The organism is uncultured Croceicoccus sp. (genome assembly GCF_947496385.1).
Lineage (GTDB): Bacteria > Pseudomonadota > Alphaproteobacteria > Sphingomonadales > Sphingomonadaceae > Croceicoccus.
On the sequence record NZ_CANMCP010000002.1, the window covers coordinates 59,129 to 74,209 of the forward strand.

Sequence of the window (15,081 nt, forward strand, 5' to 3'; positions counted from 1 at the left end):
GGGTGAGGTTCAGCCCGGCTTCGTCCCCGGTTTCGTCATCGCCTCGGGCTTCACGATACGGTCGTAATCCTCGCCGGTGACATGGCCGCTGTCGATCGCGGCTTCGCGCAGGGTGATGTTGCGCGTGTGCGCGTCCTTTGCGATGGCGGCGGCCTTGTCATAGCCGATCGTCGGCGCCAGCGCCGTGACCAGCATCAGCGAGTTTTCGACCCCCTTCGCGATATTGTCCTCCCGCGGTTCGAGCCCGGCAAGCAGGTTCGTGGTAAAGCTGTTCACCGCGTCGGCCAGCAGCCGCACCGATTGCAGGAAATTATACGCCATCACCGGGCGATAGACATTGAGCTCGAACTGCCCCTGGCTCGCCGCGAAGCTGAGCGTGGCGTGATTGCCGAACACCTGCGCGCATACCTGCGTCATCGCCTCGCACTGCGTCGGGTTGACCTTTCCGGGCATGATCGAGCTGCCCGGCTCGTTCGCGGGAAGCGCCAGCTCGCCCAGCCCCGAGCGCGGCCCCGAACCGAGATAGCGGATATCGTTGGCGATCTTGAACAGGCTCGCCGCCAGCGTGTTCAGCGCCCCGTGCGCGAAGAGCAGCGCATCATGCGCGGCGAGGCTTTCGAACTTGTTGGCTGCGCTGCGGAACGGGTGGCCGGTATCCTCCGCAATGGCTTCGGCCACGCCCTCTGCAAAGCCGTCGGGTGCGTTCAGCCCGGTGCCGACCGCGGTGCCGCCCTGCGCCAGATCATAGAGCCCGCCTATCACGCTATCGACCCGAGCGATGCCGAGTTCGACCTGCCGCGCATAGCCTGAAAACTCCTGCCCCAGGGTGAGCGGGGTGGCATCCTGCGTATGGGTGCGGCCGATTTTCACGATGCCGTCCCAATCGCGCGCTTTTCCGGCGAGGTCCTCCTGCATCGCGTGCAGCGCGGGCAGCAGCCGTTCGGCGATTTCGGTGACGGCGGCGATATTGATGGCGGTGGGAAACGTGTCGTTCGACGATTGCGACATGTTGACGTGATCATTGGGATGCACCGGCGATTTTTCGCCCGGTTTCCCGCCCAGCATCACGTTCGCGCGGTTCGAGATGACCTCGTTCGCATTCATGTTGCTTTGCGTGCCGGACCCCGTTTGCCACACGACGAGCGGGAATTCGGCATCGAGATCGCCCGACACGACCTCGTCCGCGGCGCGGATGATGGCGCTCGCCAGATCGGCATCCAGCAGGCCGAGATCGCGATTGGTCCGCGCCGCCGCCCGTTTCACGATGCCCAGCGCGCGCGTCACGGGCCGCGGCATCACCTCCTCGCCAATGCGGAAATTTTCGCGGGAACGCTGCGTCTGCGCGCCCCAGAGCCGGTCTGCCGGAACGTCGATCGCGCCCATGGTGTCGGTTTCGCTGCGTGTCTCGGTCATGGCTGCTGTGGCCCCTTTCGTCGGATGCTTTCGTTCTGGGCAACAAGCCGCCCCCGCCCCGTGTTCCCCGGTGGCCGCGCCGATCCGCCGCCCGGCGCGATCATGCCGCACGCCCCGTCGCACCCACGGGGCGCCCTGACCGACGGGCGGAACACGATGGCGGCGGGGCGGCTTCTATGGATAACAGGCATCGGAGATTCCACATGAAATCGGACAACAGGGAACTGGGCGCGCTGGCCGGGGCGGGCATCGCGCTTGGCGCGGCGGCAGTCGGCGCATGGCTTTCCACGCGAGAGAAGAAGCACCACCCCGACAGCGCGCCGGGATGGACGCAGCGCCGCAATTTCGGCGATTACGAGGTCGTCGGCCGCACTGTCACCATCCGCAAGCCGCGCACGGAGCTTTTCGCGTTCTGGCGGGAGTTTCAGAACCTCCCCCAATTCATGGAAAACGTCGAGAAAATCACGCCCAAGGGAAGCGGCGGCCGCGCCGTGTGGACCATAAAGGCGCCCGCCGGACAGTCCGTCGACATCGAAACCGAAATCGCGCGCGAGGAACAGGACACGCTCATCGCGTGGCGCTCGGTCGAAGGGTCGGACATCGACACCGAAGGGCGCGTCACCTTCGAGGATGCGCCCGGCGAACGCGGCACCCGCGTCTCGCTCCTCATCGCGTACAAGGCGCCGGGCGGCAAGGTCGGCCAGGCCATTGCCAAGCTGTTCATGCGCGAACCCGAGGTGCAGGCGCGCCACGATCTCAAACGCTTCAAGATGCTGATGGAAACCGGCGAAGTCAGCACCAGCGCGCGCCGCAAGGATCAGACCCGCGCCGCCCAATATCAGCAGGAGAATGCACGATGAAGGCCCTCACCTGGCATGGAAAGCACGACGTGCGCGTCGATACCGTCGACGACCCCGAAATCGTGAACAGCCGCGACGCCATCATCAAGGTCACGAGCACCGCGATCTGCGGCTCCGACCTCCACCTTTACGACGGGGTCATCCCGATGGTGCAGTCGGGCGACATCCTCGGCCATGAATTCATGGGCGAGGTCGTGGAAACCGGCGCCAACAGCACGTTGAAGAAAGGGCAGCGCGTCGTCGTTCCCTTCACCATTTCGTGCGGCGGCTGTTTCCACTGCAATATCAAGCAATACAGCTGCTGTGAAAATTCCAACCCGGCGGAGAAACAGGACGCATCGGCGACGCTTTACGGCCACCCGATGGCGGGGCTGTTCGGCTATTCCCACCTCACCGGAGGATATTCCGGCGGGCAGGCGGAATATGTCCGCGTGCCCTACTCCGATTTCGGGCCGATCGTCGTTCCCGACCATCTCGACGATGAGAAGGTGCTCTTCCTGTCCGACATTCTGCCGACCGGCTGGATGGGGGCGGAAAATGCGGAGATCAATCCCGACGATACGGTCGCGGTGTGGGGCTGCGGCCCGGTCGGGCTGTTCGCCATTCAGTCGGCCATCGTGATGGGCGCATCGAAGGTGATCGCCATCGATCATTATCCCCATCGGCTGGAGCTTGCGAAAAAGCTGGGCGCCGACACGATCAATTTCCGCGAAACCGACGTGCGCGAAGCCTTGATGGAAATGTCGGGCGGGATCGGCGTGGACGCGGTGATCGACGCCGTCGGCATGGAGGCGCACGGCTTTGCCTATGACAACATGATGGACATGGTGAAGCAGACCGTGGGCATCGGTGCCGACCGGGCGAGCGCGTTGAAACAGGCGATCCTGGCCGTGCGTCCGGGCGGGCGCGTGTCGATCCCCGGCGTCTATGGCGGGATGACCGACAAATGGCCGCTGGGCGCGATGATGGAAAAAGGGCTGCAACTGCGCGGCGGGCAGACGCACGTGCAACGCTATACCAAGGATCTCCTCGACAAGATCGAGGACGGCACGCTCGACACCACCTTCCTCATTTCCCATCGCCTGCCGCTCACCCAGGCGGCGGACGGCTACAAGAATTTTCACGACAATCAGAACGAATGGACGAAAGTCGTCCTCAAACCCGGAATGGAGGCCTGATCATGGCGAAGGACATCGACAAATTGCACGGGCTGGTGGTGATCACCGGCGCGTCGAGCGGGATCGGGCAGGAGCTGGCGAAGCTTGCGGCGAAGGACGGCTGCGACCTGATCCTCGCCGCGGACCGCGACATGGGCGAGACCGAGGCCATCGTGAAGCAGCATGGCGCCGCGTCGGTCGCGACCGTCATGGGCGACCTTGCCACGCGGGACGGGATCATGGCGCTGATGACCGAAATCGGCGACAGGCCGGTGGACTTCCTGCTCGCGAATGCAGGGCACGGGCTGGGGCACGCCTTCCTCGATCAGGAGTGGAAGGACATCGCGCATGTCATCCACACCAATATCACCGGCACCACGGCGCTGATCTACTATATCGGCAAGCGGATGCGCGAACGCGATGCGGGGCGGATCCTCGTCACCGGGTCCATCGCGGGCCATTTGCCCGGCGCGTATCAGCTCGTCTATAATTCGACGAAGGCCTATATCGACGATTTCTGTTTCGGCCTTCGCAACGAGTTGAAGGACACCAATGTCACGATCAGCTGCCTGATGCCCGGCGTGACCGATACGCAGTTCTTCGACCGCGCGAACATGGAAGATACAGGTGCCGGACAGTCCGACAGCAAGTCCGACCCCGCCAAGGTGGCGAAGGATGGGTACGAGGCCCTGCTCGAAGGGGACGCGCATGTGGTGTCGGGCTTCATGAACAAGGTTCAGGACGTGTTCGCCAATGTCATTCCCGATACGATGCTGGCCGAAATGCACCGCAAGATGGCCAAGCCCAAAAAGGAACACGCCGATTGACGCAGTCTCCGCCATGATCGCACCCCGATGGTGAGCGCGCGCCGCAAAGCCGCGCCCACCGCGCCCACTGCGGTCGTCAAATCCATGCTCCGCGCGCAGGTTCGCGCCGTGTTCAACGACGCGAGCCGCGGGGAAACGCCGGTCATCCGGTCCGACACCGCATTATTTCCGCCCGGTTCGGTCATTCGCGCCGTCCATGCCGATGTCGTGTCGATGATGGTCGGCGGAATGGCCGCTTTGTTGTTACAGATGCTGCACCCCGCGGCGCTTCGCGGCGTGCTCGACCATTCGGATTTTCGCGCCGACATGCTCGGTCGGCTCCGGCGGACGGCGCGCTTCATCGCCATCACCACCTATGCGGATCGCACCGAGGCGGAGGCCGCGATCGACCGGGTTCGTCGCATCCATCTGCGCGTGACCGGAACGCTGGCCGACGGGACGGGCTATCGCGCGTCCGATCCGCGCCTGCTCGCCTGGGTCCATGTGTGCGAGGCGTTGTGCTTTCTCGATGCGTATATCCGCTATGTCGATCCGCGGATGAGCGCCAAGGATCAGGATATCTATTTCGCGCAGGCCGCCCATGTCGCCCGCGCGCTGGGCGCCGATCCGGTGCCGGACACGCGCGCCGCGGCAGAGGCGTTGCTGGCCTCGTTTCGCGGGGAGCTTGCCGTGCTACCCGAAACGCGGGAGGTCGCCGATCTCGTGCTGACGCCGGCAGGTGGCAATCCCGCCTCGGCGGCGCCGCATCGCATGCTTGGCCAGGCGGCGCTCGACCTGTTGCCGCGATGGGCGCCCGCCATGCTGAACCTGCGGCCGGGGCGGCTCTTGGCGCTGCCGAACAGGGTGGCGACCTATGCGATGGGCGCGGCGCTTCGGTGGAGCTTTCGCGAATGATGGCGCCGGCGGGGCAGATAGGCTGGGGATAGCGGGGCGCGATGGCTTTGGCTGGGGCGCGCGGCCCGCTATTGCCCGGCAGGTGAGCAATTCGATCATCATCGGCAGCGACAATCGCGATACGAAGGTTCCCATCGATATCGAGGAATTGCTGGCCACGCGCCTGCTGGTGCAGGGCAATTCGGGTTCGGGCAAATCGCACCTCCTGCGCCGCCTGCTGGAGGAAAGCGCCGGGCTGGTGCAGCAGGTCGTCATCGATCCGGAGGGCGATTTCGTCACGCTGGCCGAACCGTTCGGTCATGTGGTGATCGACGGCGCGGATTACGGCGATACCGAAATCGTGCAGCTTGCCGCCCGCATCCGGCAGCATCGCGCCTCGGTCGTGCTCGCGCTCGACGGGCTGGAGGTCGAGGCGCAGATGCGCTGCGCCGCGATGTTCCTCAATGCGCTTTTCGATGCCCCGCGGGAGGAATGGTACCCCGCGCTCGTCGTCGTGGACGAGGCGCAGATGTTCGCCCCGGCGCAGGGCGGCGACGTGAGCGACGAGGCCCGCCGCCTCTCGCTTTCGGCGATGACGAACCTGATGTGCCGAGGGCGCAAGCGCGGCCTTGCCGGGGTCATCGCGACGCAGCGGCTGGCGAAACTTGCCAAGAATGTCGCGGCGGAGGCGTCCAATTTCCTGATGGGGCGGACATTCCTCGATATCGACATGGTGCGCGCCGCCGACCTGCTCGGCATGGAACGGCGGCAGGCGGAGCAGATCCGCGACCTCGACAGGGGCATGTTCCTCGGCCTGGGTCCGGCAATTTCCCGCCGCCCGGTATCGGTCCGCATCGGGAGCGTGCGCACCGGCACGCGCGGCGCGGCACCGGGCCTGATGCCGCTCCCCACGGCCTCGGCGGAGGAGATGGAGGCATTGCTCCACGCCGCACCCGAAACGCCGGAACCGCCGCCCCCCGCCCCACCACGGCCCAGCCCGAGCGAGCAGGCCGACGCGCTGATCGAACGCATCGCGATACAGGACACTGCACCGGACCCGACCGAAGAGCAGGCCGACGATGCGCCCGACGTCGCCCCGATCATCGCCGAAGTGCTGTGCGAAATGGCGGCCGAGCCCGATAGCGCGTTTCAGACATCCGCCGCCCTTTTCCAGGATTTCACCCTGCGATGCCGCGCGCGCCGGGCGCCGCTTCACGGGCTCGACATGACGCAATTCAACCGCCGCTTCGCCATGGCGCAGGCGGGCATCGACGTGGACAATGACGATCACGCCGCGCTCGTCGCGTTGTCGCGCAGCGTGCCCGACGATATGCTGGCCCCGTTCCTCGCCATCGCGCGCGCGGCGCAGGACGAGGCGCCCTGCCCCGACGACGACACGCTCGCCCGCATCTACGGCACGAGCAGCGCGGGCCGCATCCGCCGCCTCCTCGACAATTTCGAGCGTATGGAGCTGCTCGTCATCCGCACCGATTTTTCGGGCCGCCGCACCATCACCGTGCCGAAGCTCGGCCTGACGACGGCGGCGGTCTGACGAATCATGGGCAGGAGCCACCGATGACCTATGCCGTGCTTGCGATCGTGCTGGGCCTCGTGCTGCTGATCGGCGGGGGCGAATTGCTCGTCTCGCACGCGGTGCGGCTTGCGGCAAAGGCGCGGGTCGCACCGCTGTTCATCGGGCTGGTCGTGGTGGGGTTCGGAACCTCCGCCCCCGAACTCGTCGCGAGCATCGAGGCGGTGCGCGCGGGCGCGCCGGCCATCGCGTGGGGCAATATCGTCGGGTCCAACATCGCGAACACGCTGCTGGTGCTCGGCGGGGCATCGCTTGTCGCGCCGATCCGCGTGGCGGCGGCGGGACGCATGCGCGATCCGGTGGTCGGGCTTTTCGCCGCGCTCCTCCTGTGCGGCGTGGCGGTGGCGGGCCTTTCCGGCCTGATGCTCGGCCTCGCGTTGGTCGGGCTTCTGCTTGTCTACATCGCCTATTGCTTCAAGGCGGAGCGCACGCCGCCGCCGCACGAAAGCGCGGCGCCCGATATGGTGCCGCAGGGCTGGTTCCGCCCGCTTGCCGGGGCGGCTATCGGGCTCGTGCTGCTGATTTTCGGGGGCAGGATACTGGTCGATGGGGCGACCGACCTGGCGCGGCTCGCGGGGATGAGCGAGACGCTGATCGGGCTTACCATCGTGGCCGTCGGCACCTCGCTCCCCGAACTCGTCGCGAGCCTTGCCGCCGCGCGGAAGGGCGAATCCGAGGTCGCGCTGGGCAGCGTGACCGGCTCCAATCTCTATAACATATTGTTCATCGGCGGCACGACCATGGCGCTTTCGGGCGAACCCGTGCCGGTCGAGCTCTGGCCCTTCGACCTGGTGGTGATGGCGGCGTCGGCGGCGGTGCTGACGATGCTCGTTTACTGGAAAAAGGGCCTGCCGCGCTGGTGTGCGGCGATGTTTCTTCTCGCCTATGCGGGTTTTCTGGCGATGCTGGCGGCGGGATGATCGCGCGGGCGGCGCGCTCTTTGCCTATACGATCGCGGCGGCGGCGATGATGGCGAGCATGATCCCCATCACACCCACCGCCCGGCGATAGAGCGCGAGCGCACGCCCGATATCCTCCATCGCCGGATCGCGCCCACCTGCGTTCAGCCACGGCTCTTGCCGCATCACCCCATCATATTCGCGCGGCCCGGACAGTCGGATATTCAGCGCACCGGCCATCGCGCTTTCCGGCCATCCGGCATTGGGCGAACGGTGGCGCGACGCATCCCGCCCCATCGCCGCAAGCGCGCGGCCCGATCCGGCGCAGAGTGCGAAGATCACCCCCGTCACCCGCGCCGGAACCAGATTGGCGAGGTCGTCGATCCGCGCCGCGATCTTTCCGAATGCCTCGTAACGCACGTTGCGGTGGCCGATCATGGAATCGAGCGTATTGACCGCCTTGTACGCAAACAGCCCCGGAAGCCCGAACAGCACGCCCCAGAAAAGCGGCGCCGTCACCCCGTCCGAGGTGTTTTCGGCAAGGCTTTCGATGGCGGCACGGGCAATCCCCCGCTCATTCAGCGTCCGCGTATTGCGCCCCACGATATGCGACAGTGCCGCCCGCGCCGCGCCCAGCCCGCCGTCCCGCCACGCCGCACCCACCGCCGCCACGTGATCGTGCAGCGACCGAGGGGCCAGCAGGCTCGCCGCGATAACCGCCGAAATGATAAAGCCGAAGGCTCCGTCAGGCACGAGGCGCGCGATCCCCGCCCCCACCTCCGCCGCAAGCACGATCAGCGCGATCGCAAAAATCCCGCCCGCCGCGATCCGCACGGTGCGGGAGGCTCCCGGCGCATTGGCAAAAGGCTCCACCCGCGTCACGATCCACCCGAACCAGCGCACCGGATGCCCGATCCGCCGATCAAGCGCATCGGGCCAGCCGACCACGCATTCCAGCACAAGCGCCGCCAGCATCACCGCCGCATTCATCGCAAGCGTCGTCATCGGGCCAGCGCGAACAGCCCGTCAATGTCGAGCGCCGCCTCCAGCCCGTCGGCCAGCATGTCGAGCGCCTGCTCCACCCCCGCCTCGTAATTCAGCGTGCTGACCCGCCCCTCGCGCATGCCCGAAAGCCAGCGCGCGCGGAATGCATCGCTGGCAAACACGCCGTGCAGATAGGTGCCGATGATGCGCCCCTCAGCCGCGACCGCGCCATCGCGCGCGCCGTCGTCCAGAATGCAGAACGCGTGTGCAAGCGCAGGCCCGCTGGACCGCCCGGTGTGGATTTCATATCCGGTGAGCGCATCGCCATGCGCGGCGGTGCGGCCGTTGACGGGCCGCACGATCTTTGCCCCCGACATCGCCGTCTCCATGGCCAGCAGGCCGAGCGCGTCGGCCGCGCCGCCCGTGCCATCGCGCCCGTCCGGGTCCGTGACGCGCATGCCCAGCATCTGAAACCCGCCGCACAGGCCGACGATATGCGCCCCTGTCCGGTATGCGGCGAGAATGTCGTGGTCCCACCCCTCCGCGCGCATCATGGCGAGGTCGGTCAATGTCGATTTCGTGCCGGCGAGGATGATGGCGTCGGCTTCCTTCGGGATGGGGTGGCCCGGCGGGATAAACCGCACGTCGACATCGGGTTCGGCGCGCAGCGGGTCGAGATCGTCGAAATTGCTGATCCGCGACAGCATCGGCACCGCGATCACCACCCCGTCCCGCGTCGGAGCCGCATGGTCGAGCACCACCGCATCCTCCGCCGGGAGCGCGCGGGCCGATCGCAGCCACGGCACCACCCCGAAACAGCGCCAGCCGCAGCGATCCTCGATAAACCGAACGCCATCCTCGAACAGGGTGGGATCGCCGCGAAACCGGTTGATGGCAAAGCCTGCGATCATCGCCGCGTCATCGGCATCGATCACCGCCTTCGTTCCGACCAGCGAGGCGATCACCCCGCCCCGGTCGATGTCGCCGACGAGGATCACCGGCACGTCGGCGGCACGGGCAAAGCCCATGTTGGCGATGTCGCCCCGGCGCAGGTTCACCTCCGCCGGGCTGCCCGCCCCCTCCACGATGACGAGGTCGTAAACGGCGCGCAGCCGTTCGAACGATGCGAGCACATCGGGGAGCAGGCTGCCGCGCCGGGCCATGTATCGCGCCGCCTCCGCGCTTTCGAGGACCGCGCCATTGACGATGAGCTGCGCACGCCGGTCCCCCTCGGGCTTGAGGAGGACCGGGTTGATGTCGGTCGTCGGCGCGATCCCGGCGGCCCGCGCCTGCAACGCCTGCGCCCGGCCGATCTCGCCACCGCCGGCACAGGCGGCGGCATTGTTCGACATGTTCTGCGGCTTGAACGGCGCGACCGAGAGGCCGCGCCGCCGCGCGATCCGGCACAGCCCGGCGACGAGCACCGATTTGCCCACGTCGGACCCTGTGCCCTGCAGCATGATCGCGCGGCCTGTCATGGCGCCTACATCCGGTAACGCACGCCGCCAAAGGCCATGCGCCCCGGTTGTCCATAGCGGAATATCGTTTCATATTCGGCGTCGAACAGGTTTTCGACCCGCCCGAACAGCTTCAGCCTGTCGGTCAGCGCATAGCTTGCGCGGATGTCGCTCACCACATAGCCGTCGAGGCTGCGCGTGTTCGCCGCATTGTCGAAACTGTCCCCCACCATCAGCACGGTCGCGCCAAGCCCGATGCCGCCGCGCGTGCGGTAATCGAGGACGAGGCTGGCCTTGTCCCGCGCCCGCCGGGCGAGGCGGTTGCCGGTCATGTCGTCGAACGCGTCCACGATGCTGTAATTGAGCGCGACGTCGAAACCGTCAACCGGGCGCAGCGCCACCCCGAATTCCCAGCCATCGGCGCTCGCCCGCGCGATATTGTCATAGGTTCCGGAGGGCCGATCGGCGCAGATCGCCACCGGGTTCCCGAAACAGGAGACGAAGGCGATGAGGTTCGTCGAGGACCGCTCGAAATAGGTGACGCCAACCTCCGCGCGATTGCCGAGGAAGCTATGCGTCAAGCCCACGTCCCAGCTTTCCGCCCGTTCCGGCAGCAGCGCGCCATTGCCGTAATCGCTGTAAAGCTGAAACAGCGAGGGTGCCTTGAACCCCTCGCCATAGCTGGCGCGGAGCACCGTCGCGCCGGCGTTGGGAGAATAGGCCCCGCTCGCCGCGAAGGTCGTCGCCCCGCCAAATGTCTCGTGATCGTCACGGCGCACCCCGCCTGTGAGCGACAGGCCGCGCACCGGCGTCAGGTTCACCTGGCCATAGGCGCTGTTGATGGCGACGTCGGCGGCGTTGGGCGCGCTGTCATATTCGGATTCCTCGCGCTCCGCCCCGAAGACCAGCTCGGCAAAATCGGCGGCATCGACGATCGCCTGATATTCGAAGCGCCGATTTTCGCCCTGTGCGGCGAAGGTTTCGGTCTCGCCCTCAAGGCTGGGATCGACATTGCGGCGGTCGATATTGGTGTAGGCGAAGCCGAGCCGGTTGCGGAACCGCCCGTCGAAGAACGCGGCATTGAGCCCGGCATAACCCACGAAATCCTCGCGATGCGAAATTTCCAGCGTGTCGGCAAAGGCGTAGAGCGGCGCCGGGAACCCGTCGATGCCAACCTCGCTATCGGCATAGAAGCCCCGCAGGTCGAGCGAGAGATTGCTGGCGAGCGCAATGTCCAGCTTGCCATTGACGCCGATGCTTTCAAAACCGTCCTTCTCGCTTCCCCCCCGCGCCTCGCTGAAGGCCGAGATGCCATCGGTGCGCAGATAGGTCGCGCCAAGGCTCGCGCCCACGGGCCCCGCCCGGCCCGACACATTGCCGACGAGTTCGACCGTGTCGCGCGATCCGTATTGCGCGCTTGCGAACATGGCCGGCTCGTCCCCCGATGCACGGGTGATGAGATTGACCACGCCGCCGATTGCCTGGCTTCCGTAAAGCACCGATTGCGATCCGCGCACGACCTCGACCCGCGCGATATTGCCCATGAGCAGCGGACCGAAATTGAACCCGCCCCCGGTCGACGCCGGATCGTTGAGCTTCACCCCGTCGATCAGCACGACGGTCTGGTCGCTGTCCGCGCCGCGGATCGACACGCCGGCATTGGTGCCGATCCCGCCGTTCCGGGTGAAGGTCACGCCCGGCACGGTGCGCAACACGTCGAGCGCGTCGCTGGGCTGGCGGGCGATGATTTCCGGTTCGGCGATGACGGTGACCGACTGGCCGACCTGGCTGATCGCGCGTTCGGTGCGATTGGCGGTGACCACGATGGTATCCTGCGAAATCGCGTCGCCGCGCGGCAGATCCACGGGCGATGGCGTCACCATCTGTGCCGAGGCGGCATTGGCGGCAAGAAGTGCGGGCACCGATGCGGCGGCCAGAAGACGGAAATTGAAAATCATGGGAAACGTCCAAAGCAAGGCCCGCGCGAGGGCCCCGATACCCACGCGGTTCGTTCGACAACAAAGGCCTGCCGACAGGTCATGGACCCGCGGCACCGGAAACCGGCCAGGCTGTCGCTACTTCGGAAAGAAACTTTCCTGTCCCTGTGGGCTGGACCCGGCCCCGGACGAACGACGCGACGGCAGGTTTCCTGGCTCACCGATCAACGCCTTCGAACCGTCTTCCCGGCATGCCTGCGAAAGGCATTGCCAGTGACATGTTGGCTCGAGGCTCCCGGCCTACAGTTGCGGGCACAGCGCCGGCATCGCACCGGCTTCCCTCTTAGCTTCCACATGATTTCGCATGCGCAGCACCGTCTGCGCGCAGCCATTGCGAAAGCGCGCGCAGCTTGTCAATCCCGCGATGGTCAGAAATCGATGCCCTGCTGCGCACGGATGCCGCCGTGATAGGCGTGCTTGATCTCCGTCATTTCCGTCACCGTATCGGCATAGTCCATCAAGGCTTGCGGCGCGTTTCGCCCGGTCAGGATCACCGCCGTCTCGCCCCTCGCTTCCAGCGCGGCGATCACCGCATCCGGTTCGAGATAATCGTAGCGCAACGCGATATGGATCTCGTCCAGCACGACGAGATCGTATGTCCCCGACGCGATCAGCCCGGCGGCGGTCGCGAGCGCCTTCTCCGCCGCCTCGATGTCGCGCGCGCGATCCTGCGTGTCCCAGGTGAAGCCTTCGCCCATCACGTGCCAGTCGATGGCATCGGGAAAGCGGGCAAAGAAATTCTTCTCGCCCGTCTTCCACTTGCCCTTGATGAATTGCACCACCGCGATCTTCTTGTCCCAGCCCAGCGCGCGCGCCATCACGCCAAAGGCCGAGCTCGACTTCCCCTTTCCATCGCCGGTATGCACCAGCACCAGCCCGCGCTCCGGATCGGTCAGTTCTCGCCGGCGCTTGGCCTGCGATTTCTGCATTTCCTGCATCCGGGCCTTGTGCTGTGCGGAGGTTTCGTCAGGCGTCGCGTCGGTCATGATGGGTTCCAATTCGTGGTAATCTTTCCGCCCTGGCTAGCAGCAATCGCGCGGCGCGCAACACGCCGCCATCGCGCGCCATACGCAGAGCCACAAGCCGTCTAGGCAACGCCGTCGCCCCTCGCCTATAGCGGCGCGCGAGGGAGAAGGCGCATGTTGCAAGGGTTTGGGGGTCACGGGCGCGTATTGCTGGCGAGCATGGTCGGCACGGCGGTCGAATTCTACGATTTCTATGTCTATGCGACCGCCGCCGCGCTGGTCTTCGGTCCGCTCTTCTTTCCGGCAGGATCGCCGTCGGCCCAATTGCTCGCCGCCTATGCCAGCCTTGGCGTGGCCTTTGTCGCGCGGCCCGTCGGGGCGGCGGTGTTCGGCCATTTCGGCGACCGGATCGGACGCAAATCCACGCTAGTCGCCTCGCTCTTGCTCATGGGCGGGTCGACCTTGCTGATCGCGTTTCTCCCGACCTATGAAATGGCGGGATGGCTGGCGCCGTTGATGCTGTGCATCCTGCGTTTCGGACAGGGTTTCGGCCTCGGCGGGGAGTGGGGCGGCGCGGCCCTGCTCGCGGTGGAAAACGCGCCGCCGGGTTACAAGGCGCGGTTCGGCATGTTCCCGCAACTGGGCGCGCCGATCGGCTTCATCCTCGCCAATGGATTCTTTCTTCTGCTCGGTTCGGTGTTGAGCGATGCGCAATTCGTCGAATGGGGCTGGCGGGTGCCGTTCCTGCTCAGTGCGGTGCTGGTCGTGCTGGGACTGTGGGTGCGGCTCAAGCTGACGGAGACGCCGGCCTTCGCCGCCGCGATGGAGGAGGCTCCCCCGGCCAAGGCGCCGATGGCGGACCTGCTGCGCTCCCACCTGCCCGCGACGCTGGCGGGCACGTTTTCGGTCGTGGCCTGTTTCGCCGTGTTCTATCTTTCGACCGCCTTCGCGCTGGGATACGGGACGACGACGCTCGGCTATGGCCGGTCCGAATTCCTCATGGTGCAGCTGGGCGCGATCCTTTTCATGGCGCTGGGCATCGTGCTGGCTGGGGTTGCGGCGGACCGGTCCTCGCCGCGCCGCGTGCTGATCGGGGGATGCGTGGGCGCGATCGGCGTGGGGCTTTTGATGGGGCCGCTGTTCGGCGGGGATTCGCTGTTCCTGATCTGGCTGTTCCTGTCGCTGGCGCTGCTGTGCATGGGGTTCCTGTATGGACCGCTCGGCGCCTATCTGCCCGAACTGTTTCCCGCGCGGGTCCGCTACAGCGGCGCATCGCTGACCTTCAACGTGGGCGGAATCCTTGGCGGAGCGGTGGCGCCGGTCGCGGCGCAGGCGCTGGCCGAAATCGGCGGGCTCGGCTTTGTTGGGCTCTATATCGCGGTGGCGGCACTGATCAGCATCCTTGCTCTCGCACTGAGCCGGGACCGCGCACCGGCATAAGACAGTCCGTTTGCGGATCTTTTCTCCGACATCTCACGAGCCCCAGGTAAAGGTTTTACAAAGAATAATTCGCTAGGCTTATCCCGCACTTGCAAGAATCGGGACGCGCAAAGATGAATGAGGAACAGCGGCTGGCCACACTTCACGGCTATGGCCTGCTCGATACGCCACAGGAAGAGGAGTTCGACGATGTCGTGCGCCGCGCGGCGAAACGGTTCGGCGTGCCGGTGGCGCTGATCTCGCTGATCGATGCCGACCGGCAATGGTTCAAGGCAAAGATCGGCCTTGAGCAGAGCGAGACACCGCGTTCGATGGCGTTCTGCGCCTATGCGATCGAGGGGGACGACGTGATGGTCGTCTGCGATGCGACGGCGGACGATCGTTTCATCGATAACCCGCTCGTGACGGGCGATCCGTCCATTCGTTTTTATGCCGGTGCGCCCATCGTTGCCGATGACGGGAGCAAGCTCGGCACGGTGTGCGTCATCGATCGGAAGATGCGCGAAAATTTCGATGATGCGGAGAAGGCCGACCTTGTCGGATTTTCGCGCGAAGTCAGCGCCATTGCGGCCGCCCGGCGCAGGAATTCCGAAGAGCAGTCATGATCAATCCGGCGCG

The 15,081-nt window shown here is 66.1% G+C and carries 12 protein-coding genes, 1 pseudogene and 1 riboswitch; of the genes and pseudogenes, 8 read left to right on the plus strand and 5 right to left on the minus strand.

Annotated elements, in window-relative coordinates:
* Nucleotides 1–9 precede the first annotated feature (9 nt).
* Entirely contained in the window at nt 10–1,413 is a 1,404-nt protein-coding gene (gene fumC, locus Q0897_RS03975) for a class II fumarate hydratase (protein ID WP_299307684.1), read from the minus strand.
* 203 nt (nt 1,414–1,616) lie between these two features.
* On the opposite strand from fumC, the gene Q0897_RS03980 reads away from it, so the two are divergent.
* The 6 genes from Q0897_RS03980 (at nt 1,617) to Q0897_RS04005 (ending at nt 7,641) form a co-directional block, all read left to right on the plus strand.
* Nucleotides 1,617–2,273: an SRPBCC family protein gene (locus tag Q0897_RS03980; RefSeq protein ID WP_299307685.1), complete on the plus strand. Its 657-nt coding sequence runs from the start codon at nt 1,617–1,619 to the stop codon at nt 2,271–2,273.
* The gene (locus Q0897_RS03985; protein ID WP_299307686.1) at nt 2,270–3,451 is read left to right on the plus strand and encodes a zinc-dependent alcohol dehydrogenase; all 1,182 of its coding nucleotides are present in this window, start codon (nt 2,270–2,272) and stop codon (nt 3,449–3,451) included. The genes Q0897_RS03980 and Q0897_RS03985 overlap by 4 nt, the downstream gene beginning before the upstream one ends.
* 2 nt (nt 3,452–3,453) lie before the next feature.
* A complete protein-coding gene (locus tag Q0897_RS03990; protein ID WP_299307687.1) occupies nt 3,454–4,257 on the plus strand; it encodes an SDR family NAD(P)-dependent oxidoreductase in 804 nt (267 codons plus the stop codon).
* 27 nt (nt 4,258–4,284) lie between these two features.
* A complete protein-coding gene (locus Q0897_RS03995) occupies nt 4,285–5,151 on the plus strand; it encodes an oxygenase MpaB family protein (protein ID WP_299307688.1) in 867 nt (288 codons plus the stop codon).
* An 82-nt stretch (nt 5,152–5,233) separates the two neighbouring features.
* The gene (locus Q0897_RS04000; RefSeq protein ID WP_299307690.1) at nt 5,234–6,682 is read left to right on the plus strand and encodes an ATP-binding protein; all 1,449 of its coding nucleotides are present in this window, start codon (nt 5,234–5,236) and stop codon (nt 6,680–6,682) included.
* A gap of 23 nt (nt 6,683–6,705) precedes the next feature.
* A complete protein-coding gene (locus Q0897_RS04005) occupies nt 6,706–7,641 on the plus strand; it encodes a calcium/sodium antiporter (protein WP_299307692.1) in 936 nt (311 codons plus the stop codon).
* 24 nt (nt 7,642–7,665) lie between these two features.
* Here Q0897_RS04005 and cbiB read toward each other — a convergent pair whose 3' ends face one another.
* The 4 genes and pseudogenes from cbiB to cobO form a co-directional block, all read right to left on the minus strand.
* Nucleotides 7,666–8,610 carry an adenosylcobinamide-phosphate synthase CbiB gene (gene cbiB, locus Q0897_RS04010; protein WP_366519897.1) on the minus strand — a complete coding sequence of 315 codons (945 nt, stop codon included), beginning with the start codon at nt 8,608–8,610 and terminating at the stop codon, nt 7,666–7,668.
* A pseudogene (locus Q0897_RS04015) lies at nt 8,543–10,082 on the minus strand (cobyric acid synthase). Before Q0897_RS04015 ends, cbiB begins: the two are co-directional and overlap by 68 nt.
* A 5-nt stretch (nt 10,083–10,087) precedes the next feature.
* The gene (locus tag Q0897_RS04020; protein WP_299307697.1) at nt 10,088–12,019 is read right to left on the minus strand and encodes a TonB-dependent receptor; all 1,932 of its coding nucleotides are present in this window, start codon (nt 12,017–12,019) and stop codon (nt 10,088–10,090) included.
* 163 nt (nt 12,020–12,182) lie between these two features.
* Nucleotides 12,183–12,392, minus strand: a riboswitch (cobalamin riboswitch).
* A gap of 34 nt (nt 12,393–12,426) precedes the next feature.
* A complete protein-coding gene (cobO, locus tag Q0897_RS04025) occupies nt 12,427–13,044 on the minus strand; it encodes a cob(I)yrinic acid a,c-diamide adenosyltransferase (RefSeq protein ID WP_299307699.1) in 618 nt (205 codons plus the stop codon).
* Nucleotides 13,045–13,197: 153 nt separating this feature from the next.
* Here cobO and Q0897_RS04030 point away from each other — a divergent pair, with 153 nt between their 5' ends.
* Entirely contained in the window at nt 13,198–14,463 is a 1,266-nt protein-coding gene (locus Q0897_RS04030) for an MFS transporter (RefSeq protein WP_299307702.1), read from the plus strand.
* A 113-nt stretch (nt 14,464–14,576) separates the two neighbouring features.
* Entirely contained in the window at nt 14,577–15,068 is a 492-nt protein-coding gene (locus tag Q0897_RS04035; protein ID WP_299307704.1) for a GAF domain-containing protein, read from the plus strand.
* Nucleotides 15,069–15,081 lie beyond the last annotated feature (13 nt).

Excerpts from the sequence above, each read along its gene's own strand:
- Q0897_RS03995 (WP_299307688.1), top strand. The coding sequence starts at position 4,285 with ATGGTGAGCGCGCGCCGCAAAGCCGCGCCCACCGCGCCCACTGCGGTC.
- Q0897_RS04030 (WP_299307702.1), top strand. The coding sequence starts at position 13,198 with ATGTTGCAAGGGTTTGGGGGTCACGGGCGCGTATTGCTGGCGAGCATG.
- Q0897_RS03985 (WP_299307686.1), top strand. The coding sequence starts at position 2,270 with ATGAAGGCCCTCACCTGGCATGGAAAGCACGACGTGCGCGTCGATACC.
- Q0897_RS03990 (WP_299307687.1), top strand. The coding sequence starts at position 3,454 with ATGGCGAAGGACATCGACAAATTGCACGGGCTGGTGGTGATCACCGGC.
- Q0897_RS04035 (WP_299307704.1), top strand. The coding sequence starts at position 14,577 with ATGAATGAGGAACAGCGGCTGGCCACACTTCACGGCTATGGCCTGCTC.
- Q0897_RS03980 (WP_299307685.1), top strand. The coding sequence starts at position 1,617 with ATGAAATCGGACAACAGGGAACTGGGCGCGCTGGCCGGGGCGGGCATC.
- Q0897_RS04005 (WP_299307692.1), top strand. The coding sequence starts at position 6,706 with ATGACCTATGCCGTGCTTGCGATCGTGCTGGGCCTCGTGCTGCTGATC.
- Q0897_RS04020 (WP_299307697.1), bottom strand. The coding sequence starts at position 12,019 with ATGATTTTCAATTTCCGTCTTCTGGCCGCCGCATCGGTGCCCGCACTT.
- cobO (WP_299307699.1), bottom strand. The coding sequence starts at position 13,044 with ATGACCGACGCGACGCCTGACGAAACCTCCGCACAGCACAAGGCCCGG.
- fumC (WP_299307684.1), bottom strand. The coding sequence starts at position 1,413 with ATGACCGAGACACGCAGCGAAACCGACACCATGGGCGCGATCGACGTT.
- cbiB (WP_366519897.1), bottom strand. The coding sequence starts at position 8,610 with ATGAATGCGGCGGTGATGCTGGCGGCGCTTGTGCTGGAATGCGTGGTC.